This window comes from Pyxidicoccus sp. M6, from assembly GCF_055568925.1.
Genome location: NZ_CM145714.1, coordinates 1035590 through 1059447, shown reverse-complemented (window position 1 = coordinate 1059447; position 23858 = coordinate 1035590). Strand labels below are relative to the sequence as shown.

Sequence of the window (23858 nt, the reverse complement as noted above, 5' to 3'; positions counted from 1 at the left end):
CCTACTTAGAAGAGCCAGCCCGCGCCGACGATGGGCATGGGCTGCAGCCCGGGACTGCCGTCCTTCGTGTAGAGGGCGACCCCCACCCCTCCTTCGATGAAGAACCCGCCCTCGGCCACGTACTGGAGGCCGGCGTCCAGGTGCAGGTTGAGGTCGAAGATGTCATCGGCGTCGACGTCGTTCGGGCCCTTCGGATTCGTGGTGACGTTGTCGCCACCCACGCTGAGTCTCATGCTCTCGTTGCCGAGCCCGGGGATGCCCACGTGGACGCCCGCGCCCAGGAAGGGACTGAAGCGCGAATTCATGAGCGTCCACCGCGTGCCCGCGTCGATGCCACCGATGCCGATGTCCAGCGCGACGTAGGGGAACAAATCCCTCCGCGCCACATAGGTGGCCGAAAGGACCAGCACGCCCCGGGAGCTGAACAGGTCCACCCCCACGCCCCAGACACGGCCCAGCCGGGGGTTGCGCTGGAACTCCCGCAGAGCCTCCTCGCGCTGGGCCTCCTCGCGAGCCACGGTGTCTTCCTCCTCCTTGAGCTGTTGGTACCGGCGCAGGAAGTCCGGGTCCTCCGGCAGCGTGGGGTCCGCGGCGATGGCCGCGCGCAGGGCCCGCTTCTCGCGGCTCTTGTCTCCCGCGCGCTGGTACGCCTCGGCCAGCCGCACCAGTCCGCGCGCCCGCCCGCGCAGCGAGGCCGCGTCATCCGGCATGTCCTTCAGCACCTCGTCGAAGAGACGCAGCGCCGCCCGCGTCTCACCGGCCGCCAGCAGCCGCAGCGCCTCGTCGCGGCGCCAGTCGCGCATCTCCGCCGGGTCGCTGGTGTCGTCCGGGCGGCCCTTGAGCAGCCCCGAGGACAGCGGCCGGGGCTCGAAGACCAGCCCGCTCACCTCCACGCGCGCGCCCGGCTCCAGCCGCACGGGCGCGGACTCCACGGCCTGCGCGCCCACGCGCTTGACGTGGTACTCGCCCGGCGCGAGCGCCAGCGACAATTCCCGCTCCGGCCGCGTGCGCCCCTCGGCGGCGAGCCTGCGCTCGCCCTGGTCCACGACGACGTAGCGCTCTCCCTCCGTGCGCGGAAGCACCAGCGTGGCCGAGGCGTGCTCCAGCCGCGTCAGCACCACCTCGCCCTGTCCCTTCAATTCGTAGCGGAAGGCGGGCCGCTGCGGCACCGGCGTGGCCGCGGTGTCCGCCTCCGTGCGCTGGAAGGCATGCTGATACGCCTCGGAGAGCGTCACCTTTCCGTCCTCGTTGGCGTCTGCCGCGCCGCGAAGGCCGGAGACGAGGTGGTGCGTGAAGACGGAGCCCGCGAGTGCGCGGCGTTCCTGTGACAGCTCATCCGCGCCGCTGGAGGTGAGCAGCGCGAAACCGTTCACCTCCAGCTCGTCCACCACCTGCGACTCGAAGGTGGCCACGGGCCTGCCGCCCTTGGCTTCGAGGATGGAGCCGCTGCGGCACGCGTCCACCACGCCCAGACGCACGCGGCCCGGCGCGTCGCGGAGCATGGCGTACAGCTCGTCATGGGACAGCGGCTCGCCGCGCAGGTGCAGGTGTCGCGCGTCCGCATGGCCCGAGTAGTAGACGAAGAGGAGCGTGTCGCTCCGTCCAGCGCGCAGCCAGCCGCTCACCTTGCGCAGCAGTGAGCGCACCTCGGACGTGTCCGGGTCTCGTAGCAGGTGGACACGGTCGGCCGCGAAGCCGCCCAAGTCCACCAGCACGTCGCGCACGTGCTCCGCATCGGACTCCGCGTGGCGCAGCGGCTTGTCGTTGGCCCAGCCCACGTTGGCGCCGATGACGACGGCGTAGCGCTCCTCCGCGAGCGCCGGAAGAGCGGCCAGCAGCGCGGCGGCGAGCACCGCCCAGGTGATGCGAGACATCCAGCTTCCCCTCAGCAGTGGCTCATCCGGAAGGGCCGGGGCCACGGTGTTTCCAATACCATGTCAGGGCCACGAGCCGCGCGGGCCCGCCCCACTCCGCCCGCACCGTGACGCCGAGAGCGCATCCATGCCAGAGTCTCCGCATGGCAACAGTCACTGAAATCGGTCCTCGTGACGCCGCGCTCCAGGCCGCGTTCTGCGACTACGTGCCCCAGGTGTTCCGCCGCGCGGACTTCCGGCACTGGCGCGAGTGGGGCGAGTGGGACGACGACTACCGCGCATATTCCGTGTTCGAGGATGGCCGCGTGGTGGCCAATACCTCGGTGATGCGGATGCGGCTGCGCCTGGATGGGCAAGAGGTACAGGCCTTCCAGCTCGGCGCGGTGGGCTGCATCCCCTCGCACCGGGAACGCGGCCTGGCGCGCGTGACGATGACGGCCGCGCTGGAGTCCTGCGGCGACGCGCCGGTGCTGCTGTTCGCCAACCCCCGGGTGCGCCAGTTCTACCCGCGCTTCGGCTTCCAGCCCTGGTACCAGTCGCTCTTCGCCGCCGAGCACGAGGCCGTGCCAGAGGGCCCGCCCGCACCCACGTTGGATTTGGAGGACGCGAAGGTGCGGGCCTGGTTCGCCACGCTCTCGCGAGAAGGCACTCCCTCCACGGAGCGCTTCGGCGCGCGGGGCTACTCAACCGTCGCGAGCTGGCACGTGGCGAACGGCTTCGCGCGGCCGCTGCGTCAGCTCGGCCCGGACACGTGGGTGTCCGCGAGCGTCGAGGGAGACACGCTGTACCTCGACGACGTCTTCACGCGGGCGCCCTTCGACCTGCGCGCCAGCCTCCCGCGCCTGATTGACCGGCCCATCCGGAGCATCCGGTTCGGCTTCACGCCCGAGCGCTGGTGGCCCGGCGCGAAGGAGGCCGGAGAGGACACCGAGGCCGACCTCTTCGTGCGTGGCTTCACCCCGTCAGGCATCCCGCACCGCTTCCCCGTGCTGGCCCACACGTGACGGCGCTCGCCGGCTCCCACTCCAGGGAGCCGGGCTCAGCGCACTCACCTTCAAGCGGCGCTGGGGGGCTCGGCCGGAGACGGCGAGGACGACCCCGCTCGCGGCTACCCGCAGCCCACAGGCTCGTTGCAGGAGAAGGTCGCGGTGATGGAGTAGCGGAAGCCGTCCGTGCGCCGGGGGCCGATGGGCTCACACTCGACGCTCTGGGTGAGGTTGCACGAGCCCGAGGGGCATCGGTTCGCCATGTAGGCGTTGAGCAGGCTGCGGGCCTGGGTCAACGCCGCGCCGCAGGTTGCTCCCTCGCCGTCCTGCACGGTGTTGTACCGCGTCGTCCCGCAGGTACAGAGCGAGGCTTCCTCGGTACCGAGCGACTCCTGCTCGCCCGGCTCGAGGTCTCCCGCGTTACAGGCGCCCAGCCCCAGGGCGGCCACCACCACGGCACTGCGCCACAGCCAGCTCTGTCGTCGACTCATACCGACAGCCTAGCCACAGTTACAACTCAGTATCAAACCGCGCCGTCGGTGGCATACCGGGCCTGGCCGCCGCGCCAGCTCCCGTCCACGAGCCGCTGGATGCGCTCCTCCAGCGGCGGGTGGGTGGAGAACAGGGCCAGCACGCCGCCGCCGCGGATGCCGAAGGCGCGCATGTTGGAGGGCAGCATGGCCGCCTCGTCATGCTGCATCCGCAGCCGGTTCAGGGCGCGAGCCATGGAGCCCGCGTCCACCAGCGTGGCGCCGCCGTCGTCCGCGCGGAACTCGCGCCGCCGGCTGTACCACGCGACGATGAGGCTGGCGCCGATGCCGAGCACCATCTGCAGCACGAGGCTGGTGAGGAAGTACGCGGGGCCGGTGCCGCCGCGCTCCTCGCCGTCCTCGGAGCGGTTGATGAACCGGTCCACGACGAAGCCCACCACGCGGCTGACGAAGATGACGAAGGTGTTGAGCACACCCTGCAGGAGCGTGAGCGTCACCATGTCACCGTTGGCGATGTGAGCCACCTCGTGGCCGAGCACGGCCTCCACCTCGTCGCGCCGCATGTTGTGGAGCAGCCCCGTGGACACGGCGACCAGCGCGCTGTCGCGCCGGGCACCCGTGGCGAAGGCGTTCATGTCCGGGCTGTCGTAGACGGCCACCTGGGGCATGCCGATGCCCGCGTCACGCGCCAGGCGCTGGACGGTGTGCACCAGCCACAGCTCGGCCTCGGTGCGAGGCGAGTCGATGACCTGTGCGCCGGTGCTCCACTTCGCCATCGTCTTGGAGAGCAGCAGCGAGATGATGGACCCGCCGAAGCCCATCACGGCCGACATGATGAGCAGCGCGGTCAGATTCAGCCCCGAGCCCTGACGGGCCAGGAAGCTGTCCACGCCGAGCAGCCGTCCGACGATGGCGAGCATCGCCACCACCGCGAGGTTGGTCAGGATGAACAGCGCGATGCGACCGACGAAACTTCTCTTCATGGCCCTCACTCCGGAAGAACTTCGTTGGCCACAACATTCAGCAGCGCGGCGCGGATGCAAGTCGTCGCGGCCGTGAACTGTCGCGGCGGACAAGGAACAGCGTCGGAGGCGGGGCCTTCCGAAGATTGTTCCTTCGTCGAAGTGAGGTTTTCTCTATGGCTGCGGGGGTTGCGCGGCGTTATCCGTCACGACGTACGTTGTAGGGCAGCTTCATGCCGTGAGCGCGAAGCGTCTCTTCGTAGACAGCCTTGTACACGGCGAGCTTTTCCTCCAGGCCCTCCAGCACGTCCGCCAGCTCCTCGCGGGCCTCAGCGGAATCCGCTGCGGCGCTCGCCAGCTTGCGAGCCTCGCGCACCTCGGCCCAGAGAATGGAGAGCGAGTCCCCCTGGATGACCACTCCGGGGAACCGCCTTCCGGGCACTCGCACCACGGCGGCGTTCACCGCCGTGGAGAACACCTCCAACTCCTTACGCTCCATGTCGCCTCGCTCGTCCTGAACCGCCTTGCCCGATGTGACAGACACCAGGCCCGGGCTCCTCGCCGCGTGTCTGGCGAGCTTCCCATGGAGCCCGGTGGTTTCACGCAGGCGCCGCAGTGAGCCGCTCACCGAGCAGGCGGACGTACCGGGCCCGGCTGATGTTACGGCCCGTGATGACGACGGCGATGTTGCGGAAGCCCTCGGGCGGGTGGCGAAGCAGCGCGGCGACGGGAGCGGCTCCGGAGGGCTCGACGACGAGCTGGTGCTCTTCCAGCAGCCACGCCATCGCATCCTGGATGTCCGCCTCCGACACGAGCAGCACGCGGTCCACGTACTCGCGAGCCAGGGGCAGCGTGAGCGTGTCCGGCTCGGGCTGCGCTCCGAGGCCATCGGCGATGCTTGGACGGACGTCCACCGGGACGGGCCGGCCGTGGCGCATCCACTCCGCGAGCACCGGGCTCACCTCCGGCTGCACGCCCCACAACTGCATGCGCGGGTTGCGAGCCTTCATCGCCACGCCCATGCCGCTGATGAGCCCGCCTCCGCCGACGCCCACCACCACGAGGTCCACCTCGGGCAAGTCGTCGAGCACCTCCAGTCCCACGGTGCCCCCGCCGGCGATGATGTCCGGGTCGTTGTAGGCAGAGACGAAGAGGCGTCCGTGCTCGCGAGCGTAGGCCCGCGCCGCCTCGCGCGCGGCGGGCACGGAGTCGTGGAAGTGGAGCCGAGCGCCCTCGCCACGCATGACCTCCACCTTGCGAGCATCGGCGGAGTGCGGAAGGAACAGCTCCACGGCGACACCGAGCCGCCGTCCCGCGTGGGCGAGACCGATGCCATGTCCTCCGGCGGTGGAAGCCACCGCGCCGCGAGCCCGCGTCTCCGCGTCCACGGAGAGCAGCTTGTTGAAGGCGATGCGCGGTTTGAAGCTGCCCGTCACCTGGAGGCACTCCAGCTTGAGGAAGACACGGCCGCCCGTGCGCGCGGAGAGCGCGGCGGAGGGCTCCAGCGGCGTATGGCGGATGTACGGAGCGATGCGCTCGCGCGCCTGGAGGATGGACTGGGGCGTGATGGCTCGGAGTTCTGGGGACACGTGGGGCTCCTGTCCGCGGCGCGGCGATGAACCACCGGCGCTCGGCCTCATGGATGTGCCAGCCGAGGTGCCCGGGCGGAAGACGCAGGAGCGCGGGGGCAGGCATGCACAAATGCAGGAATGCCCGGTGGATGGCGAGAGGCCTCAGCGGCAGGAATGCAGGCAAGTGCTGCGCAAAGCAGGGCTGCTCCAGCGGAAGGCACGAAGGCGTGGGCACGAGCGTGCGAGAATGCAGGTGTGGACTGGAATGACCTGCGCTACCTGCTGGCCGTACACGAGGGTGGCTCGCTCGCGTCGGCGGCGCGCAAGCTGCGCGTGGACGCAGCGACGGTGGGACGGAGACTCACGGCGCTGGAGCGCGCGGTGGGCGTGCGCCTGCTGGAGAAGGCCCCGGGAGGCATGCGGCTGACGGCCGCTGGCGAGCAGGCGGTGGAGGCCGCCCGGCGCATCGACGATACGGCGACCACACTGGAGCGCCAGCTCGCCGGAGCGGACGTCCAGGTGTCCGGCCACGTACGCATCACCGCGCCGGAGACGGTGGTGAGCCACGTGCTCGCGCCCCACCTGCCCGCCTGGCGCGAGCGCCACCCCGCGCTGCAACTGGAGCTGCTGGCCGCGACGCAGGTGCTCAACCTCTCACGCCGCGAAGCCGACCTCGCGGTGCGGCTGTTCCGTCCACAAGAGCCCGCGCTCACCGTGCGCAAGCTGGGAGACATCTCCTTCGCACTGTACGGCTCGAAGGCCTACGTGCGCCGGCACGGGAGACCGAAGCAGGAGGCCCTGCGCGAGCACGTGCTGCTCGGCTACGACGACTCGCTGGCGCAGACCGCGGAGAAGCAGTGGCTGGAGCGCACGGGCGAGGGAGCCCTGTTCGCCCTGCGCAGCAACAGCCGATACGTGCTGATGGAAGCAGCACGGAAGGGGCTGGGACTCACGGTGCTGCCCTGCTACCTGGCGGACGGTGTACCGGACCTCGTGAGACTGTCCCCCACGAATGCCGTGCCCACGCGCGAGGCGTGGCTCGCCGTACACCCGGACCTCCAGCATGCTGCACGCGTGCATGCAGCCATCGACTGGCTGGTGGAGTCCTTCCAGCGGGAATCACCTCGACTGCGCGGTGAGCGGGAGTGAAGCCCCGGAGCATCCATGCCGCATGAGCGACTCAAGAAGAGCGACGTGGTGGTCCTCTCCCGCGTGCCCGGGTTCGAGCCGGAGCTTCATCGCGTCCACCTCCGCCTCACCTCCTCGGGCCTGGCGTACTACCAGTGCTCATGGTTCAGACCTCCGGAAAAGGGGCCAACCTCCGAGCAGGCGAAGCACATCTTCAATCCCTCGGCGATGAGCAGGATCCGGAGCCTGCTCGAAGGGCTCCCGCCTCAGGGACGCCGCGACTTCGTCATGGACGATGAAGCAACATGGGAGCTCGACTTCTGGGACGGAGAGAACGTGCGCACCCTCTCGTTCTACGAGGCGTCACTCGACGAGGGCACGCGAAGCCACTTCGGCGGAGACTCCTACCCCGCCATCCACCGCGTCCGCGCCCTCTTGGCCCTGCTGAACTTCCCGTTCAAACGGAAGCAGTAGGAGGCGGCTACGGAGAGCCTTGCCGCTTCACGAACGTCACGGCGCCCGTCGAGCTGATGCGCACGTACGGCCGACCCTCGCTGAGGGCGAAACGGTCGCACGACTGCCGGCGTGTCTCGTTCGGGTAGTAGATGGAGTCGAGGGTGACGAAGAACTGGCCCTGCGAGCCAGACGTATAGGCCGTGTAATCCGCGATGCGGATGACGACGTCCTGCACGAACCCGCTGTCACGCGGCCGCGCTGGGAACAGCTCGCCCGGTGACACGCTGGATGAACGCGAGCACACGCCGCCAGGAATCAGCCGAGGCCTCGCTGAAGTCCCGCTGCTTCACGTCGAAGAAGCTGTGCGGCGCTCCGGCGTACGTCACCACCTCGTGGTCGACTCCCGCTGCCTTCAGGGCCGCTTCGAAGGCGGCGACGTCGGACGCGGGGATGCCCGGGTCATCGCCCGCCATCAGCGCCAGCACCGGAGAGGTGAGGTCCGCCGCGCGCTGCGTGGGCCCCGGAGCACCGTCCCGACCCGCCGCGGGCCAGCAGTAGAAGCCAATCACGCCGGCCAGCTCGAAGCCCTGGGCCGCGGCCAGAATCGACACACGCCCTCCGAGGCAGAAGCCCACGGTGACGAGCGAGGGACAGGCACCGCCTTCAGGAGAGCGCAGGTAGCCGACGGCGGCGGTCAGGTCCGTCCACAGCCCGCGAGGAGTGAGGCGGGCCATGTGTTCCTTGTAGGGGAAGTCATCGCCCCGCTCGCCAGCCCCGGCGGTGCGTCCGTAGTAGTCGAGCACGAGCGCGGTGTGCCCCTGCTCGGCGAAGCGCAGGCCCAGCTCCGTGTAGAAGCGGTGCAGTCCCCGGACGTCCGGGAGGATGACCACGCCCACGCCTGAGGCGCGCTCGGGCGTGGCGAGGAAAGCGGAGAAGCCATTGCCATCCGCCGCCGTCAGCGTGAGCCGACGGGACGTGACGGCCGCACTCGGATTTCGGGCAATGGGAGGCGAGGAATCAGCGTCGAAACACATGAAGGGCTCCCTGGGTGGGATTGCGAGCCACGCGGCTCGCGGAGAAAGTAGGAGCCCGCCGCGGGCCGCGATTGGAGGAATCGGCCAGCGGAGTGGCAACCCCTACGAGGAGCGACGATGGTCCGGCTGGAGACAGAGACGCGGCTCGACGCGACGCCCACCGAGGTGTGGGACGTCCTCAGCGACTTCGCTCGCTACGGCGAGTGGAACCCGTTGCTGCTCGACGCCCGGGGCGAGGTGAAGCCCGGAGCGCGCGTCGCGATGAAGGTCACCTCACCGGATGGCTCGGGGAAGCGGTATGGCTTCAAGGCCACCCTCGTGCGTGCCGAGCCCGGCGTGGCGCTCGAATGGAAGGGCGGCGTGCCCGGAGTGCTGACGGGCCTCCACTACTTCCGCCTGTTCCCCGACGGCACGGGCACGCGGCTGGTCCACGGAGAGGACTTCTCCGGCCTCGTCATCGCGCTCATGGTGCGCAAGCGCATCGAAGGCTTCCGCCCCGCGTATGAGGGCCTCAATCACGCACTGGCGGAGCGCCTGCGCACGCGTGCCGTTTCGCCGTGAATGGTGGAGTGTCCAGCCTTCTTCAATGGTCCAGACGCTGTCTGGACACTCCCTCTGCCCCCGACTTCCTCACCCCAGGACGGCCCCGCGCCGGCTCAGCAGCAACGGTGACGCGAGGTGGCTCTCCGGGTGCATGCGCAGCAGCAGGTGGATGATGCCGCCCATGCCGGGCATCAGCCCCGGGGTGAAGGCATCCTTCGACCAGCCGCCCACGGGCCCATGCTCCTCCAGGCCGGAGAGAATCGCGGCATCCCATGCCTCGCGCTCCGGCGTTAGCGCGCCCGGGTCCAGACGCGAGCCGGCATTGAGCAACTCCCACATGCCGAGGTCGCCATGGCAGAGCGTGTGGCTCCAGCCGAAGCCCTCGCGCAGCCCCGCCGTGCACGCTCGCCGGGCCACGTCCAGGTGGCGTGCCTCCCGTCTACGGACGTAGAGGTCGCACGCCGCCAGCCCGATGCCCGTGCTGCCGTGGCACCAGTTGGTGAGGTACCGGACGCCCACGCCCGTGCGGTTGTCGAGCCAGTTGCCCGCCTCCGCCCGGAAGAGCGTCTCCTCGAAATCGAAGGCGCGGTCCGCCAGGTCGAGCCACCGCCGGCGCTCGAACTCCGTGCCCGCCGCGCTGAGCCCCAGCCGCGCGAGCGCCCAGCCGATGCCCGTCGCACCATGCGCGAAGCCGCCGATGCCCTCGGGGAACATCGAGGTGCACCACCGCGCCCCCTCCGCGTCCCGCGTCGCCGAGACCTCCAGCCTGCGTCCCGCCGCGACGGCGACGCGCAGCCACCGCTCCTCGCCGGTCTGCTCGGCGAGATTGAGCAGGGGCACGATGACGCCGGCCACGCCGTCGAGGATGTCCAACAGCCGGTCCTCCTCGGACATCCGCTGCTCCAGCACCCGGGCGCGCGCACGAGCCCGCTCCAGCATCCACGGCTCGCCGAGCAGGTCATGCAGCGTGCTCCAGGTCCACACCTGCGAGGCCACGCCCAGGAAGGCGCCGAGCCGCTTCGTCGGCACCAGGTCCTCCGTCGCCCGCAGCACCACGAGCGCGCCGCGCAGCGTGTCCTCCACGCCCGCCACCTCGTCCGCGCGTCCGTGCCGCACCTCGTGCAGGTACTCCGCGAGGCACACGGCGACGCCGCCCTGCCCGCTGTAGACGTTGGCCTCCAGCGGGCGGATGGCCCAGCCATGCTCGGCGAGCACCGGGCTTATCCACGTCACCGTCCCGTCCGAGCCGCGAATGGCCGCGTCCTGGAGCTGCCGCACGAGCGTCGCGGCCAGCGTCCTGCGGCGCCGGTCCAACCGCTCCGGCTGCGGGCTGGGAGGCACCTTGTCGCGCGGCTGCGGCGCCAGCTCGTTGAGGTACGCCGTCACCAGCGCCCCCTGGATGGTCATCTCCTCCAGGGCGAAGTCGGCCGAGCGCCACCCCTCCACCGTCTCCGCGATGAGCGCCTCGCCGACGTGAGCCGAGAAGAACGGCACGTCTCCCACGAGCATGTCCGTGATTTCCTGCTCGATGACCGAGGGCGCCGTGGGCGCGCCGGGCGTCACCTCCGCGTTGCGGCGCAGGATGTCCCGAGCCCGGTCCAGGGCCGTGTGCTCATCGTGCAGCGAGGCCGGGTGCCACAGCATCCGGATGATTTCGACGTACGCCTGCGTCGGCCGCCGCACGCGCCGGACCTCGCAGCCGTTGAAGGGGCTCAGCAACGACGCCGCCCCGACACTGGCATCCATGCGCTTCAGGCGCGCGGTGAGGTCCTTGAAGCCGGCGACGACCTCGTCCCAGTAGAGCGAGAGCACCGGCTTCGGGCTCGGGTGATTCTTCGCCGCGCCCAGCTCGATTTCGGTCATCCCGAGGCGCGCGGCGCTGGTGCCAGCGTCGACGATGGTGGGAACGGGAACCTTGGGCTGCTGCTCCGGCAGCGCGCCCGCCGCGGAGATGTCCAGGCCAGCCATGAGCAGTCCGCTGGCACGGACGGGCAGCAGCCCCGTGCGCAGCACGGTGCGACGGATGAGCTCGGCGGCGGCATCCACCGCCTGTCCCCGCTGCGAGGGAGGCACCGGAGGGTCCGGCGCGAAGAGGCTCTCCGCGTCCACCACCACGGGCACCGGCCCGTGCGCCACCAGGTTCTCCGAGTGCAGGTCCGTGCCACCCACCAGCCGCATCACCGCGAGCCAGTGGCCGAGGTTCCGGTAGAAGCGCGACAGCTCGGCGTCACCGTCGCAGTAGCGGTGGTCGACGAACTCCGTCCAGCCGTAGCCGTCACGCGTCAGCACGCGTGGAACGCGGATGCGCTCGGAGTCGGGCGTGCCGTCGAAGATTCGCTCCAGCACTGATTCGAGCGCGCCGTCCACCTGGACGGACCTCGGCTTGTACATCACCGTGCCGTACGCGAGGTCCAGCCGCGCCACGGCCTGGCCGCCCCGGTGCGAGTCTCCCGCGCCCAGGCTGAGCGCCCGCAGCTCTCCGCCCGGCACACCGGGCAGCTCGGCCAGGGCCTCGCGGTCGGCGACGAAGCGCTGCACCAGCGTCAGCACCGCGTCGACGTGGAACCCACAGAACGTGCTGAGCCGCGCGTACAGCGTGGGGTAGCGGCGGCGCAGGTGCTCGTCGAACGAAGCCGTGCACGCGAGGTCGATGAACTGGGCCCAGCGCTCGCGTTCGTCGGGCGCGTCCAGCCTGCCCGTCATCGTGGCGGCGTGGAGCTCCAGGAGGAACAACCGGTTCAGCAGCAACTGGGCCCGCTCACACAGGCGCGCTGTCGCCGCCGTGCGCACGACGTCCTGCTCCGCCGCGCCCAACCCTCGCACCGCACCGAGCCGTGTGCCGAGCCCCGCCAGGAATGGCTCCACCAGCTTGACCACGGGACGCTCGAACCAACCGGAACCAGGAGTCTCGCCCATGAGTTACTTTCCACGCATGCAAGGGTTTGCACCGTGTGGCACCGGCGGAGCGTGGCCTCCGGTGCCACACGTTTGTCAGTCATTCCTGACCGACGTTGAAATCAGCAGCAGACGACCGGCCGCGAGGCCGTGCAGGCACTACAGCCCGTGTCCATCAGCGGGGCCGCGTCGGTGAGCGAGGCCTCGGTCGCGGCGCCCCCCACGTACAGCGGGCCCGCGGGGTTGGCCAGACCGTCAACGCTCTCCGAGCCCGAGAGCCAGCCCGCCAGAATCGCGTCCACGTGCGCATCCGTCATCTTCGGCATGTTGTGTCCTCCACTGCGGGTGAACGAACCACGTGAAGCGCCGGAACACGGCCGCCAGGAAGCCGCCCCATCCCGACGCGAGGCGGATTAAACAGACATGTCCATGCAACGTCAGGATGGCGGACCTGACACCCCTCCCATCCCGTCCAATCGCAGACAGCGCCTCAGGGATAACCACTAGCCCGAACGCCCGTGGTTCCAACGGCATGTCATTTCTTCAGGGAAGACATGCCGGGGCGGAGACAAGATACAGGTGTGTCGCTGCGCACCCGGCACAGTTCACCCCAGCCCACGAGAGGCCTTTTCCATACGGGCAGTGCTGGCTATAGCCGGGGTATGCCCTTGATGAACCTCGTGATGGAAGGTGCCGCGCTGCCGCAGGCGTGGCGCTCGCGCGTGCTGGGGAAGGTGGGCCCGGCGAACGTGAAGGTGTTGCGGATGGATGCGCTGCCGCTCGAAGAGGAGTCGCATCCGTACGACGAAGCCCTGCTGGTGCTGGAGGGCGTCATGGAGCTATCCGTGTCCGGAGTGCCCACCACGGTGCGCGCGGGGGAGCTGTACCTCGTGGAGGCCCGGACGCCGCACACCGTGCGGGAGGGCAGCCAGGGGACATTGGTCATCATCGACCTGTAGTCCCGAGCGGAACTGATGCACGGGGCGCACAGGCCTTCTGCGTCACTCTCATGGCTGTGAGCTATTGACGGCACGTAGCATCGGAGCACAGAAGACACGCTGACGATGACACCTCATCCGATACCGGGCGGGGTACGCTGAAGCCGGCAATGCCCAGAGACCCGCGAGACTTCCTCCCCGACGTGCGAGACGGGCTCACCCGGGTGGAGCGCCTCATCCTCCACGAATTGCACCGACTCCAGCAGGAGCGAGGCGGCCGCAACGTGCCCACGGCCATGCTCTACGGCTGCGTCGTCGAGCACGTGAATCTCCGTCCCGACGAGTTCCAGGCCATCCTCGCGCGCCTCGTCGGCCGCGGGAGCCCCTGAGCACGGCGCGTCAGCGGCTCCAGGCGGATGGTCGGAGGCTCAGGAGTTGCTCAAGGCGCGCTCAATGCCTGCACGACCAGCACATCCAGCTCGATGACATCGCCCGGGGCACCCTCGCTGCCAGTCACATCCACCCCCACCCGTTCCGTCCCGGCCGGGGCCGTCAGCTCGCGAGCGGTCCGAATCCACTCCCCGGAAAGCACCGGGCTGGAGAGCACTTCCGACCGCAGCTCCTCGCCGCTCGCATCACGCCAGCTGACGCGCATCTGGGCGACCAGTGAGGCGCCCGGCGTCCCGCGTGCCCAGAAGGAAGCGCGGTGCCCCCCCGGGGATGCGGCAAACCCCGGCCAGTTGTCGAGGCTGACACCCCAGCCGTACGGCTCGGTCACCTCCACGCGCATGCCCGCTTCGCCGTCTCTCGCGGCGCCAGGCGCTCTCGAAACCCTCACCGAGTACCACGCCGTCCACTGTCCGAGCCCGGTCTCGAGGGAAGCCGTCTCGGCGTCGAGCAGGTTGGAGGTGGGGGAATGGTCGATGACGGCAGGCTCACAGGCGGTGAGCGCCGCGACCAGCGACAGCACGCTCCAGCGTCCCGCCCTCATCACTCCACCTCCCGACAGGACAGCGTCCCACGGGCACGCTGGACTGCCTCCGCATAGCGCCCACGCCGGAACTGTCGTTCGTGCAGGGCCCAATGCGCGCAGGCGCGCCGCGCGTCCTTGAGCTGGTACGTGAGCAACGAGCCCAGCTCGAAGCTGAGGCGCTCCCGTGTCGCCGCCGGCTGCTTTCGCATCGCCGCCTCGAGGTGCCGCACCGCCTGCTCGAACTCATGCCGGCCGCGAAGGACCTCCAGCTCTCGCAAGATGTCCTCCACGCTCGGGGCACGGGCCGCCGTGGTGGGGGGACGGGAGGAAGTGGCTTCCGGGCTGGGCGGCGCCAGTGGCTGGGGCGGCGCTGGCTCGGGAGGCGCTGGTTCGGCCACCGGCCACTCCAACGTCTGCCCCACCCGCAGCGGAACCACCTCACCCGTGAGCCGGCGGAAGCGAATGGCGCCTTCATGCAGGGTGACCGCTCCACCCGCCTCCCGCTGCTCCACCGTGAAGCGCGTGCCCATGACCTCGATGGCCCCACCCGACACGAGCACGACAGCGGGGGCGGCACCTGGCTCCCGGCGCTTCACCGAGAACTCCGCGCGGCCGCGGACCAGCCGCACCCCCGACGATTCACGACGAACGACGAGCGGCCCCTGGTTTCGCAGGGTGATGCCTCGCGCCGCGTCCACCAGGGCAGCCTCACCCATCTCGATTTCCACACCCTCGGCGTCTTCCCGCGCCTTCAACTCGGCAGTGGCCTGCGCGACCTCGAGCCCTCCCAGCGAGCGTGGGGACGGAGCACTCCAGAAGAACACCACGAGGGCCAGCGCCGCTGCCGACGCGGCGAGCATCCACCACGCGGGACGTCCGCGCGATGCCGGCTTCGACTCGCGTGCGTCCCGCAGCCGCGACCGCAGCCGGGCCTGGGCGGCCGGGGACATTCCCTGCTCGCGGCGGAGCTGGTCTTCACGCCGGAGCTCGGCGCGGAAGTCAGGGGGAGCCATCGTCCACCTTCCATCCCCAGGCCGACAGGCGGCCCTGGGCGCGGCTGATCAACTTCGACACATAGCCCTCTGACAGCGAGAGGAGCTGGGCAATCTCGCGCTGGCTCAGGTCATCCAGCATCTTCAAGGCCATCACCACCCGTTCCTGCCCCGGCAGGCGGTCCAGCGCCGCCGTGGCGCTGCGCACCGCCTCTCGCCGCTCGAGGGCCGCCTCGGGCGTGGACTCCGTCTCCGTGCGCTGAGGCGGAAACAGGAGGTTGGCGATGCGCCGTCGAAACGTGTTCTCGCGCCGCAGGGCGGAGAGCGCCACGTTCTGCGTGACGCGAAACAGCCAGCCCCTCACGTCCTCCTCGCGCAGCCAGGCCCGGTGCTCCCAGGCCTTGAGGAAGACATCGTGGGTGACGTCTTCGGCCCAGCCCGAGCGGCCGGCCTCATACCGCTTGGCCCAGAAGTAGACGGCCTCGGAGTGCTCCTCGTAGAGCGTGTCGAACGACACGGGTCGGTCAGGCAGGGCGGGTGGGGCCTTGGATTGGGGAGCGCGCGACATCCTTTACCTGGGACCTACTACGACTGGAGCCAGAGAAACTTTCCTCGGAGGTCAAGGCCCCCAGGAGAGGTTGGCGCCGGTTTCGAGCCTCGCGCCTCCCCGCGACCACAGCGTTCCGCCCTCGCCCACATGGGTCACCGGCTTCAGCAGGCCCAGGGCCACGCGCAGCTCCGCCGCGAGGCGCTCGGTGAACCTCCACCGGAGCTTCATCCGGGCCCAGCCCGCGGGAGACAGCTGAGTACCCGCCTGGGCCGATACCCAGGGGTCCGCGAGCTTGAAGGTGTGGAGGACGAGGCCCGCGCCCACGCCAGGTTCGAGCTGAAGGCGCTCCGCCGCGAAGAGCCGATAACTGAAGAAGGCGCCACCCTGCACCTCGAACACATCCAGCGCCGCGCCGCGAGACATCCCGAGCCCCGCCTCCGCATCGAGGCCGAACGCCCCCAGGCCGCGCCTGACGGAGAGCAGGAGGTGCGGGTCGACCTCGGTTCCACGCCAGAGCGAGCCCAGGCCCAGGCTCAGGTCCAGCTCGGAGCTTTCTGGGGCGGAAGCCACCGCCACGGGAGGTTGGGGCACAGGCTCGGGAGGCAGGGGCGAGGGCCCGGGCGGGAGCGGCTCCGGCTCCGGCTCGGGCTTCAGCGCCCGCGTCATCTCGGAGAGCTTCTGGGCAATCTCCAGATGAAGCTCCGCGAGCGACCCCCGCGCCACCCGGACGCTCTGCTCGAGGCGTTGCCGCGGCCCGACGGCCTCGAGCCGCAGTCCTTCGGGAGTGCGGCTTGCGCGCAGTCGAAGCTGCGCCGGGCTCTCCGGAGAGACGACCGCGAAGCCCTCCTGTATCAACCGGAGCGCCACCTTTCGCTCCAGCTCCACACCACCCCACCGCCGATAGTCCTGGTTGGACAGGGTGCGAAGGTCGAAGGAAACGGACACCGCCGGGGCCTGGGCCAGGTAGGCGAGGGAGAGCGCGCAGAGCAGGGCGGTCATTCGGTGACGCCGAGCGTACCGTCGACCGTGGACCACAGCCAGCGTCGGCCGCCCGTGCACTCCAGCCGTCTGCCCTCACACGGAGGAAAGTTTTTTCGGCCGCGCGCGTAGCTGGGGGCATGACGCTTCCACGCTACGTGAGCCTCCTGCTTCTTTGCGCCGGCGCGGTCGCCTGCCAGGGCAGCGCCGGGTTCTCCAATCCCGGCGGAGACGCCCCCGACGGCGGAGACGATTCCCCTCCGCCGTCTGCGTCCGTGCCCATCCCCCCTGCACCGGCGCAGTTCTCCTGTGACGCGAACGCCGTCCCCGCGGACCTGCCATTGCCCAGACTGTCCCGAACGCAGCTGGCGAGCTCGCTTCGCTTCGCCATTGCCCGCGCATTGCCGAACGAGGCGGACGCCATCTGGACGAAGCTTGCGCCCGTCTTCGCCCGGTACCCCACGGACCAACGCACACCCGCGCCCGGTGACTTGAAGGGCGGCTACAGCCGGATGGACCAGTCCATCCAGCAGTCCCAGGTCGACGTCATGTATGACTTGGGGAAGGCCGTGGCCCAGGAGCTCACCGCCAGCGACGCGCGCCGCAACGCCCTCCTGGGCAGCTGCGCGAGCGACGGACAGACGGGCAACGACCGCGCCTGTCTGGAGACCTTCATCCGTGGATGGGGCTCCCGCGTCCTGCGCTACCCACTGCCGGCGGCGGAGGTCACCGTCTTCGCGGACATCGCCGGGGCCACTCCGGTGGACAGGGCGGCGGTGGCCGACGTCATCACCACGCTCCTGAACTCACCCTGGTTCCTCTACCGGGTGGAGCATGGAACGGACGCCAGCCGGCCGGTGAGCCCCCTCTCCGCGTTCGAGCTGGCCTCGCGATTGTCCTATCAATTCTGGCAGGCGCCTCCAGACGACGAGCTCTGGGCCGCGGCGGTCAATGGCTCGCTCCTGACGGCGGACGGCTTCACGTCCCAGCTCGACCGGATGCTGCGGAGCTCCCAGCTGCGAGACTCGCTGAACGAGTTCGTCAGCGAGTGGCTGCGGCTCAATGAGCTGCCGTCGCTGGTGGCGCTCCGGAACGACCCGGTCTACCAGGCCTTCGTCGGTCCGGAGATGCCCACGGACGCTGTCCGCACCGCGATGTTCGAAGACGTCCAGCTCTCCGCGTGGCAGACGGTCGTGTCGGGTGGCTCGGTGAGCGACTTCCTCCACGACCGGAGGTCCTACTCGAGGGACCCCTTCCTGGCCGCCATCTACGGTGTGCCCGTCTGGAATGGCTCCGGGCCCGCGCCGGTCATTCCGTCCCAGAACCGCGGCGGGCTGCTGACGCGCGCTGCGTTGCTGGCCACGGGAACCGCGTCGACGCGTCCCATCCACAAGGGGTACCTGGTGCGGAACGCGCTGCTCTGCCAGCAGGTCGGAGCCCCGCCTCCCAACGCCAGCGACATGGCTCCCAAGCCGACCGACACCCTGACGACGCGAGAGGTCGTGACCCAGCTCACCTCTGGAGGCAGCTGTGGTGGATGTCACAACCAGACCATCAATCCGCCGGGTTTCGTGCTGGAGGGCTTCGATGCGCTCGGGCGCGAGCGCAGCGTGGAGCGGCTGTTCGACCCGCGGGGCCACGTGACCACCACTCCGTCGGTGGACACCGTCTCGGAGATGCGGGTCTACGACGATGAGCGGCGACGCGTCTCCAACGCCGCCGAGCTCACGAAGATGCTCGATGACAGCCAGCTCTTCGCGTCCTGCGTCACGCGGCACTACTTCCGCTTCTCGCACGCCCGCGTGGAGTCCACCGAGCGGGATGGCTGCCTGCTCTCGGAGATGGAGGCGCTCGCGCGCGGCGGCGCGCCCATGGCCGACGTGCTGAAGGCAGTCGCCACACACCCCACGTTCAAGCAGAGGAGCTTCCAGTGAGCAGCACACCTGTCTTCCGAGTGGACCGCCGCATGTTTCTTCGCGGCGCGGGCGGAGCCGTGCTGGCGCTGCCGCTGCTTCCTTCGCTGCTGAGCCCGAGCGAAGCGAAGGCCCAGGCGGCTCAGCGCCCGAAGTGCTTCGTGCACTTCCGCACCCCCCATGGCGCCATCTTCGGCGCGAACATGTGGCCGGCGGATTCGGCGCTGACGCAGAGCCTGTTCTACGCGGACCACGACGTCCGGCGAGGGACGCTGACCGCGCCGGTCAACGCGAGCGGTGATGCGGTCATCAGCCGGGTGCTGGCCGCGAAGTCGACGGTGCTCACGCCCACCCTCGTCTCGAAGATGAACATCCTGCGGGGCCTCGATTTCCCCCTGTACATGGGGCACAACTTCGGCGCCGCGCTGGGCTACTACGACTTCAACAAGGAGCTGCCCGAATCGCCTCGGGCGACCATCGACCAGGTGATGGCCTGGTCTCCGGCCTTCTACCCGAGCGTCGCCTCCGTCCGGAAACGCAGCGTCGCCATCGCCGCCTCGGGCACCGCGAGCGGCAGTTGGGGATACAGCACCCCCGGGGTTCGTTCCTCCGGAGTCGCTTCGAGCCCCATCAGCCCCACCGAGAGCTCGCTCGCCCTGTTCGACATCCTGCTCGCCGGCACCGGCAGCTCCGGCAACTCCCGGGCACCGGTGGTGGACAGGGTGCTCGACAGCTACCGGCGGCTCCGCAACGGCAGCAGCCGCCTCTCGGCCGAGGACAGGACGCGACTGGACCAGCACATCGACGCGGTCGCCGAGCTGCAGCGCCGGCTGGGGACGACCAGCGTCGGCTGCCAGGTGCCGTCGCGGCCCACCACCGACAACCTGTCGCTCAAGAACTCGGGTTCCTTCGCGGGAGACCCCGCGAAGAACGTCGAGTACTTCCGGCTCATCAACGAGGTGCTCGCCGTGGCGATGAACTGCGGCGTCTGCCGCATCGCCACCATCAGCATCGACGAGAACAACCAGGACCTGACGTTCACCGCCCGCGCCCCACAGGGCGAGGACTGGCACAACAACGTCGTTCATCCGGCGACCGTGGCCGGGGCGAACCAGGACCTGGTGGTGCAGTTCAACCAGGTCTTCTTCTCGCAGGTGTTCCTGGACCTCGTCTCCCGTTTCGAGCGGTTCTCGAACGGCGCGGGTGGAACGCTGCTGGATGACTCGCTGATTGCGTGGGGCCAGGAGAACGGCAACACGCCCCACTTCTCCTTCTCCGTCCCGGTGGTGACGGCCGGAAGCGCGGGAGGCGCCCTCGGCACCGGCAGCTACTGCGACTACCGGAACATCACGCGCAAGGTGAGCGGAGACTCCAGCACGGGCAGCGAGGGCAACTTCCTGTGGGCGGGCCTCCTCTACAACCAGTGGCTCGGCACAGCGCTCCAGGCGATGGGCATCCCGAAGTCGGAGTGGAGCGAGCCCGACCATCCCGGCTACGGCTGGAAGGCGTCGTATCAGTCCACCTACGAGTACTTCTTCACGAACAAGGGCTTCACCTCGGCGCAGGCCTATCCGTCGTCGATGTGGCAGAAGACCGGAGAGCTGCTGCCGTTTCTCGCGCCGTAGCCGACACGAGGCATCCGGCGCGGCGCGGTGCCCCTCTCCCGAGTGAATGGGAGAGGGGCTCCATCGAACTGCTCAGCTCTTGCTGATGGGCCGGTACCGGATGCGGTGCGGCTCGAGGGCCTCGGGGCCGAGGCGCTTCTTCTTGTCCGCCTCGTAGTCCTGGAAGTTGCCCTCGAAGAAGAACACCTTGCTGTCCCCCTCGAACGCCAGGATGTGCGTGGCGATGCGGTCCAGGAACCAGCGGTCGTGGCTGATGACCACCGCGCAGCCCGCGAAGCTCAACAGCGCGTCCTCCAGGCTCCGCAGCGTCTCCACGTCCAGGTCGTTCGTGGGCTCGTCGAGCAGGAGCAGGTTGCCGCCGCTCTTCAGCATCTTCGCCAGGTGCACGCGGTTGCGCTCGCCGCCGGACAAATCCTTCACGCGCTTCTGCTGGTCCTGCCCCTTGAAGGCAAACCCCGCCAGGTATGCGCGGCTCGGAATCTGTCCGCCCTTGCCCAGGTCCAGGTGGTCCAGCCCGCCGCTCACCTCCTGGAACACCGAGTTCTCACCATTCAGCGCGTCGCGGCTCTGGTCCACGTAGGCCAGCTTCACCGTCTCGCCCATCCGCAGCTCGCCCGCGTCCGGCTTCTCCACGCCCGTCATCATCCGGAACAGCGTCGTCTTGCCCGCGCCGTTGGGGCCAATCACGCCCACGATGCCACCGGGCGGCAGCTTGAAGTTCAGGTCTTCGACGAGCAGCCGGTCGCCGTACGCCTTGCGCAGCCCCTTCGCCTCCACCACCAGCCCGCCCAGCCGAGGCGCGGGGGGAATGACGATTTCGCCCGTCGCATCCCGCTTGTCCTGCGTCTGGTTGAGCAGCTCCTCGTACGCGGCGATACGCGCCTTGCTCTTCGCCTGGCGCGCCTTGGGCGACTGGCGCACCCACTCCAGCTCGCGCTTGAGCGTCTTCTGCCGGGAGCTCTCCGCCTTCTCCTCCAGCGCCAGCCGGTTCTGCTTCTGCTCCAGCCAGCTCGAGTAGTTGCCCTTCCAGGGCACGCCCTCGCCGCGGTCCAGCTCCAGAATCCACTCGGCCGCGTTGTCCAGGAAGTACCGGTCGTGGGTGATGCAGACGATGGTGCCCTTGTATTCCTTCAGCGCCTGCTCCAGCCACGCGACGCTCTCCGCGTCCAGGTGGTTGGTAGGCTCGTCCAGCAGCAGCAGGTCCGGCTTCTCCAGGAGGATGCGGCACAGCGCCACGCGGCGCTTCTCACCGCCGGACAGCGTCGTCACGTTCGCGTCGCCCGGAGGCAGGCGCAGCGCGTCCATGGCCATCTCGATGGTGCGGTCCAGCTCCCAGCCATTCACCGAGTCGATGTAGTCCTGGAGCTTGCCCTGCTCTGCCAGGAGCTTCTCCATGGCCGCGTCGTCCATGGGCTCGGCGAACTTCGCGCTGACCTCGTTGAAGCGGTCCAGCGCGGCCCGAATCTCCTTCAGGCCCAGCTCCACGTTCCCCTTCACGTCGAGCGAGGACTCGAGCTGCGGCTCCTGCGGCAGGTAGCCGACCTTGGCGCCCGGGTCCGGCTTGGCCACGCCGAAGAACTCCGTGTCCACGCCCGCCATGATGCGCAGCAGCGTGGACTTACCGGAGCCGTTGGGGCCGATGACACCAATCTTCGCGCCCGGGAAGAACGACAGGTAGATGCCCTTGAGGATCTCCTTGCCATTCTTGACCTTGCGCAGGTCCTGCATCGTGAAGATGAAATTCTGGGCCATCGCGGCTTTCCTGCCTCCGGCGGGGTGAGGGGCTCAGCGGATACCAGGGTGGAACAGCGCACTCAAGCCGCGAGCGTCCCGCCCCTCCCGTCCCCACAGCCCCCGACAGCCCGGCAGGAGCACCAGCCGTCGAGGTGTAGACAGCGTCACACCCCGCCGCGCTCGATGCCCTCAATCCACGAGGCCACCGAGCGGCCAATCGCCTCGGGGTGGTCCTCCTGGAGGTAGTGCGCCCCCGGGCCGAGCTGCACCACGCGGCAGTGCTTCAAGCCCGCCGCGAACTGCTCCGCGAACGCGGGGGACACCAGCGCGCCCGGCGTCCCGGCGAAGAGCAGCTTGGGGTACCCGGAAGCGGCCAGCGCGGCGTGCGCGGCCTCCAGGGTGGCGTAGACGTCCGCGGGCTCGCCGGCGATGGGCAGCTCGTTGGGGAAGCGCCACGTGGGCTTGCGCGATTGCGGCGTGGGGAAGGGAGCGCGGTAGACGGCCAGCTCCTCCTCGCTCAGCTTGCGGAGAATCGAGCCGGGCAGCACGCGCTCGACGAAGGCGTTGCCCTCCAGAATCATCGCCTCGCCCACGCCGGGCGTGCGGAACTTCTTGAACGTCTCGCGCGCGGCGGGCACCTGGTGGAAGTCCTCCCACGTGCGCATGGGGCGGATGAACTCCATGAAGGCGAGCCCCCGCACGAGCTCCGGCCTGCGCGCCGCGAGGTGGAAGGCCAGCGCCGTGCCCCAGTCCTGCGCCACGAGGTACGCGAAGCGGATGCCCGACTCCGCGAGGAACGCGTCGAGGTAGCGGACGTGGTCCTCGAAGCGGTACGCGATGTCCGGCTTGCCCGACTGGCCCATGCCAATCAGGTCCGGCGCGATGCAGCGCGCCACCGGCGCGACGTGGGGAAGGATGTTGCGCCAGAGATAGGACGACGTCGGGTTGCCGTGCAGGAACAGCGCGACGGGCGCGTCCGCACGCCCCGCCTCGCGGTACGCCATGCGGGAACCGAGCACCTCGCGCCGGGGCAGCGGAACATCACCGTTCGGGTTCATCACTCCTCCTTGAAGACCGTCTGGAACGCGATGCGCTTGAAGCGCTCGAGGGCGGCGGGAGTGCGCTCCACCTTCATGCGGAGGATGGCCCCCTGCCACGACGTGAGCAGGAAGTCCGCGAGCTCGTCGGGCGGGAAGGTGGAGGCGATTTCGCCCGAGGCCTGCGCCTCCGCGATGCACACCGCGAAGGGCGCGCGCCACTCGGTGAAGATGGCGGTGAGCCGCTCGCGCAGCGTCTCGCTGTGCGGCGCCGCCTCCAGGCAGAAGTCGCCAATGAGGCAGCCGCGATTGAAGCCGTCGCCCTCCAACCGCTCGGTGATGAGGTCCAGGTAGCGGCGCAGGCGCGCGCGCGGCGTGAGGCTCGTGTCCTCCAGCGCCTGGCGAACGAGCCCTCGCACGTGCTCGAAGTAGCGCTCCAGCACCTCTCCCGCGAAGGCCTCCTTCGAGCGGAAGTGGTTGGTGAAGGAGCCCTGCGGCGCGGACGCCTCGGCCACGATGTCGCGGACGCCGCACCCGCTGTAGCCCTTGCGGAACATGACCCGAAGGCCGGCGTCGAGGATGCGCTCCCGGAGGGATTCCCTTGGCATGCACCAAATAATACGGACGTACGTATTGAGGTCAAGTGGGCTCGCATCCGAGGTGCGTGCCGTGGTTGGAGGACTCGGAAATGGGGGCGGAAAATGCCGGTCGAAAACTCCGGACCTCGTTCGACCCTTCGTCGGGGAGGCTCCACTCCCTCCGAGACCCCGAGGAACACATGCGCTACGTGCTGGCCATCTACGAGAACGAGAAGAAGATGGCCGTCCCGCCGGATAGCGAGGCCGAGCGGGCGATGAACGCCGAGTACTTCTCCTTCACGGAGAGCATCAAGAAGAGCGGCAACCTCGTGGGGGGCGAGGCGCTGCAGCCCACCTCCACCGCCACCACGGTGCGCATCCGCGACGGCAAGCGCCTGACGACGGACGGCCCGTTCGCCGAGACGAAGGAGCAGCTCGGCGGCTTCTACCTCATCGAGGCGGAGAACCTGGACCAGGCCATTGCCATCGCCTCGCGCATTCCGGGCGCGCGCACGGGCTGCGTCGAGGTGCGGCCCGTGGTGAACTTCACGAACATGGACTGACGGCGCCGTGAGGCTCCGCGCCGCCGCGCTCGCTGAT

25 protein-coding genes are annotated in these 23858 nt (G+C 69.5%); 9 read left to right on the top strand and 16 right to left on the bottom strand.

Annotated elements, in window-relative coordinates:
- Positions 1–5 precede the first annotated feature (5 nt).
- Entirely contained in the window at positions 6–1874 is a 1869-nt protein-coding gene (locus tag ACVTJA_RS04500) for a caspase family protein (RefSeq protein WP_465834078.1), read from the bottom strand.
- A gap of 143 nt (positions 1875–2017) precedes the next feature.
- On the opposite strand from ACVTJA_RS04500, the gene ACVTJA_RS04495 reads away from it, so the two are divergent.
- The gene (locus ACVTJA_RS04495; protein ID WP_465834077.1) at positions 2018–2878 is read left to right on the top strand and encodes a GNAT family N-acetyltransferase; all 861 of its coding nucleotides are present in this window, start codon (positions 2018–2020) and stop codon (positions 2876–2878) included.
- A 104-nt stretch (positions 2879–2982) separates the two neighbouring features.
- On the opposite strand, the gene ACVTJA_RS04490 is transcribed toward ACVTJA_RS04495, so the two are convergent.
- The 4 genes from ACVTJA_RS04490 to ACVTJA_RS04475 form a co-directional block, all read right to left on the bottom strand.
- Positions 2983–3351 (bottom strand): hypothetical protein, encoded by a 369-nt coding sequence (locus ACVTJA_RS04490; RefSeq protein ID WP_465834075.1) that lies wholly within the window; start codon positions 3349–3351, stop codon positions 2983–2985.
- Between the two features lie 32 nt (positions 3352–3383).
- Entirely contained in the window at positions 3384–4334 is a 951-nt protein-coding gene (gene htpX, locus ACVTJA_RS04485) for a protease HtpX (protein ID WP_465834074.1), read from the bottom strand.
- A 178-nt stretch (positions 4335–4512) separates the two neighbouring features.
- A complete protein-coding gene (locus ACVTJA_RS04480) occupies positions 4513–4857 on the bottom strand; it encodes a DUF6959 family protein (protein WP_465834073.1) in 345 nt (114 codons plus the stop codon).
- A gap of 55 nt (positions 4858–4912) precedes the next feature.
- A complete protein-coding gene (locus tag ACVTJA_RS04475) occupies positions 4913–5902 on the bottom strand; it encodes a threonine ammonia-lyase (RefSeq protein ID WP_465834071.1) in 990 nt (329 codons plus the stop codon).
- 237 nt (positions 5903–6139) lie between these two features.
- On the opposite strand from ACVTJA_RS04475, the gene ACVTJA_RS04470 reads away from it, so the two are divergent.
- Both ACVTJA_RS04470 and ACVTJA_RS04465 read left to right on the top strand, forming a co-directional pair.
- Positions 6140–7033 carry a LysR family transcriptional regulator gene (locus ACVTJA_RS04470; RefSeq protein ID WP_465834070.1) on the top strand — a complete coding sequence of 298 codons (894 nt, stop codon included), beginning with the start codon at positions 6140–6142 and terminating at the stop codon, positions 7031–7033.
- Between the two features lie 15 nt (positions 7034–7048).
- Positions 7049–7486: a hypothetical protein gene (locus tag ACVTJA_RS04465; protein ID WP_465834068.1), complete on the top strand. Its 438-nt coding sequence runs from the start codon at positions 7049–7051 to the stop codon at positions 7484–7486.
- Positions 7487–7493: 7 nt separating this feature from the next.
- Here the strand turns inward: ACVTJA_RS04465 and ACVTJA_RS04460 are convergent, their stop codons facing one another.
- Together ACVTJA_RS04460 and ACVTJA_RS04455 are read right to left on the bottom strand one after the other, a co-directional pair.
- On the bottom strand, positions 7494–7703 hold the full coding sequence (locus ACVTJA_RS04460) for a hypothetical protein (RefSeq protein ID WP_465834067.1): 210 nt from the start codon (positions 7701–7703) through the stop codon (positions 7494–7496).
- A gap of 10 nt (positions 7704–7713) precedes the next feature.
- Positions 7714–8502: a dienelactone hydrolase family protein gene (locus ACVTJA_RS04455; RefSeq protein WP_465834066.1), complete on the bottom strand. Its 789-nt coding sequence runs from the start codon at positions 8500–8502 to the stop codon at positions 7714–7716.
- A 117-nt stretch (positions 8503–8619) separates the two neighbouring features.
- Between ACVTJA_RS04455 and ACVTJA_RS04450 the strand changes: the two genes are divergently transcribed.
- Positions 8620–9063: an SRPBCC family protein gene (locus tag ACVTJA_RS04450; RefSeq protein ID WP_465834065.1), complete on the top strand. Its 444-nt coding sequence runs from the start codon at positions 8620–8622 to the stop codon at positions 9061–9063.
- Between the two features lie 69 nt (positions 9064–9132).
- Here ACVTJA_RS04450 and ACVTJA_RS04445 read toward each other — a convergent pair whose 3' ends face one another.
- A complete protein-coding gene (locus ACVTJA_RS04445; protein WP_465834063.1) occupies positions 9133–11961 on the bottom strand; it encodes a type 2 lanthipeptide synthetase LanM family protein in 2829 nt (942 codons plus the stop codon).
- 101 nt (positions 11962–12062) lie between these two features.
- A complete protein-coding gene (locus tag ACVTJA_RS04440; RefSeq protein WP_465834061.1) occupies positions 12063–12266 on the bottom strand; it encodes a DUF6229 family protein in 204 nt (67 codons plus the stop codon).
- A gap of 336 nt (positions 12267–12602) precedes the next feature.
- Here ACVTJA_RS04440 and ACVTJA_RS04435 point away from each other — a divergent pair, with 336 nt between their 5' ends.
- A complete protein-coding gene (locus ACVTJA_RS04435; RefSeq protein WP_465834059.1) occupies positions 12603–12899 on the top strand; it encodes a cupin domain-containing protein in 297 nt (98 codons plus the stop codon).
- 149 nt (positions 12900–13048) lie between these two features.
- Positions 13049–13267: a hypothetical protein gene (locus ACVTJA_RS04430; protein WP_465834057.1), complete on the top strand. Its 219-nt coding sequence runs from the start codon at positions 13049–13051 to the stop codon at positions 13265–13267.
- Positions 13268–13317: 50 nt separating this feature from the next.
- Here the strand turns inward: ACVTJA_RS04430 and ACVTJA_RS04425 are convergent, their stop codons facing one another.
- The 4 genes from ACVTJA_RS04425 to ACVTJA_RS04410 form a co-directional block, all read right to left on the bottom strand.
- Positions 13318–13848, bottom strand: coding sequence for a hypothetical protein (locus tag ACVTJA_RS04425; protein WP_465834056.1), 531 nt, complete (start codon positions 13846–13848; stop codon positions 13318–13320).
- Positions 13849–13868: 20 nt separating this feature from the next.
- Complete coding sequence (locus tag ACVTJA_RS04420) at positions 13869–14864, bottom strand: FecR domain-containing protein (protein WP_465834054.1); 996 nt, start codon at positions 14862–14864, stop codon at positions 13869–13871.
- Positions 14851–15360, bottom strand: coding sequence for an RNA polymerase sigma factor (locus tag ACVTJA_RS04415; protein ID WP_465834052.1), 510 nt, complete (start codon positions 15358–15360; stop codon positions 14851–14853). Before ACVTJA_RS04415 ends, ACVTJA_RS04420 begins: the two co-directional genes overlap by 14 nt.
- 102 nt (positions 15361–15462) lie before the next feature.
- Entirely contained in the window at positions 15463–16392 is a 930-nt protein-coding gene (locus ACVTJA_RS04410; RefSeq protein ID WP_465834050.1) for a hypothetical protein, read from the bottom strand.
- A gap of 119 nt (positions 16393–16511) precedes the next feature.
- On the opposite strand from ACVTJA_RS04410, the gene ACVTJA_RS04405 reads away from it, so the two are divergent.
- Both ACVTJA_RS04405 and ACVTJA_RS04400 read left to right on the top strand, forming a co-directional pair.
- Positions 16512–18305, top strand: coding sequence for a DUF1592 domain-containing protein (locus ACVTJA_RS04405; RefSeq protein WP_465834048.1), 1794 nt, complete (start codon positions 16512–16514; stop codon positions 18303–18305).
- Positions 18302–19909 (top strand): DUF1552 domain-containing protein, encoded by a 1608-nt coding sequence (locus tag ACVTJA_RS04400; RefSeq protein WP_465834046.1) that lies wholly within the window; start codon positions 18302–18304, stop codon positions 19907–19909. Before ACVTJA_RS04405 ends, ACVTJA_RS04400 begins: the two co-directional genes overlap by 4 nt.
- A gap of 72 nt (positions 19910–19981) precedes the next feature.
- Here ACVTJA_RS04400 and ettA read toward each other — a convergent pair whose 3' ends face one another.
- The 3 genes from ettA to ACVTJA_RS04385 all read right to left on the bottom strand — a co-directional run bounded on the left by ettA (position 19982) and on the right by ACVTJA_RS04385 (position 23288).
- Positions 19982–21661, bottom strand: a complete 1680-nt coding sequence (gene ettA, locus ACVTJA_RS04395) for an energy-dependent translational throttle protein EttA (protein WP_465834045.1) — start codon at positions 21659–21661, stop codon at positions 19982–19984.
- 146 nt (positions 21662–21807) lie between these two features.
- A complete protein-coding gene (locus ACVTJA_RS04390) occupies positions 21808–22701 on the bottom strand; it encodes a haloalkane dehalogenase (RefSeq protein ID WP_465834043.1) in 894 nt (297 codons plus the stop codon).
- A complete protein-coding gene (locus ACVTJA_RS04385; RefSeq protein ID WP_465834041.1) occupies positions 22701–23288 on the bottom strand; it encodes a TetR/AcrR family transcriptional regulator in 588 nt (195 codons plus the stop codon). The genes ACVTJA_RS04390 and ACVTJA_RS04385 overlap by 1 nt, the downstream gene beginning before the upstream one ends.
- 170 nt (positions 23289–23458) lie before the next feature.
- On the opposite strand from ACVTJA_RS04385, the gene ACVTJA_RS04380 reads away from it, so the two are divergent.
- Positions 23459–23821, top strand: coding sequence for a YciI family protein (locus tag ACVTJA_RS04380; protein ID WP_465834039.1), 363 nt, complete (start codon positions 23459–23461; stop codon positions 23819–23821).
- Positions 23822–23858: the final 37 nt, after the last annotated feature.

Coding starts and splice junctions, on each gene's coding strand:
- ACVTJA_RS04500 (WP_465834078.1), bottom strand. CDS start 1,874: ATGTCTCGCATCACCTGGGCGGTGCTCGCCGCCGCGCTGCTGGCCGCT.
- ACVTJA_RS04495 (WP_465834077.1), top strand. CDS start 2,018: ATGGCAACAGTCACTGAAATCGGTCCTCGTGACGCCGCGCTCCAGGCC.
- ACVTJA_RS04490 (WP_465834075.1), bottom strand. CDS start 3,351: ATGAGTCGACGACAGAGCTGGCTGTGGCGCAGTGCCGTGGTGGTGGCC.
- htpX (WP_465834074.1), bottom strand. CDS start 4,334: ATGAAGAGAAGTTTCGTCGGTCGCATCGCGCTGTTCATCCTGACCAAC.
- ACVTJA_RS04465 (WP_465834068.1), top strand. CDS start 7,049: ATGCCGCATGAGCGACTCAAGAAGAGCGACGTGGTGGTCCTCTCCCGC.
- ACVTJA_RS04455 (WP_465834066.1), bottom strand. CDS start 8,502: ATGTGTTTCGACGCTGATTCCTCGCCTCCCATTGCCCGAAATCCGAGT.
- ACVTJA_RS04450 (WP_465834065.1), top strand. CDS start 8,620: ATGGTCCGGCTGGAGACAGAGACGCGGCTCGACGCGACGCCCACCGAG.
- ACVTJA_RS04445 (WP_465834063.1), bottom strand. CDS start 11,961: ATGGGCGAGACTCCTGGTTCCGGTTGGTTCGAGCGTCCCGTGGTCAAG.
- ACVTJA_RS04440 (WP_465834061.1), bottom strand. CDS start 12,266: ATGCCGAAGATGACGGATGCGCACGTGGACGCGATTCTGGCGGGCTGG.
- ACVTJA_RS04435 (WP_465834059.1), top strand. CDS start 12,603: ATGCCCTTGATGAACCTCGTGATGGAAGGTGCCGCGCTGCCGCAGGCG.
- ACVTJA_RS04430 (WP_465834057.1), top strand. CDS start 13,049: ATGCCCAGAGACCCGCGAGACTTCCTCCCCGACGTGCGAGACGGGCTC.
- ACVTJA_RS04420 (WP_465834054.1), bottom strand. CDS start 14,864: ATGGCTCCCCCTGACTTCCGCGCCGAGCTCCGGCGTGAAGACCAGCTC.
- ACVTJA_RS04410 (WP_465834050.1), bottom strand. CDS start 16,392: ATGACCGCCCTGCTCTGCGCGCTCTCCCTCGCCTACCTGGCCCAGGCC.
- ACVTJA_RS04405 (WP_465834048.1), top strand. CDS start 16,512: ATGACGCTTCCACGCTACGTGAGCCTCCTGCTTCTTTGCGCCGGCGCG.
- ettA (WP_465834045.1), bottom strand. CDS start 21,661: ATGGCCCAGAATTTCATCTTCACGATGCAGGACCTGCGCAAGGTCAAG.
- ACVTJA_RS04390 (WP_465834043.1), bottom strand. CDS start 22,701: ATGAACCCGAACGGTGATGTTCCGCTGCCCCGGCGCGAGGTGCTCGGT.
- ACVTJA_RS04385 (WP_465834041.1), bottom strand. CDS start 23,288: ATGCCAAGGGAATCCCTCCGGGAGCGCATCCTCGACGCCGGCCTTCGG.
- ACVTJA_RS04380 (WP_465834039.1), top strand. CDS start 23,459: ATGCGCTACGTGCTGGCCATCTACGAGAACGAGAAGAAGATGGCCGTC.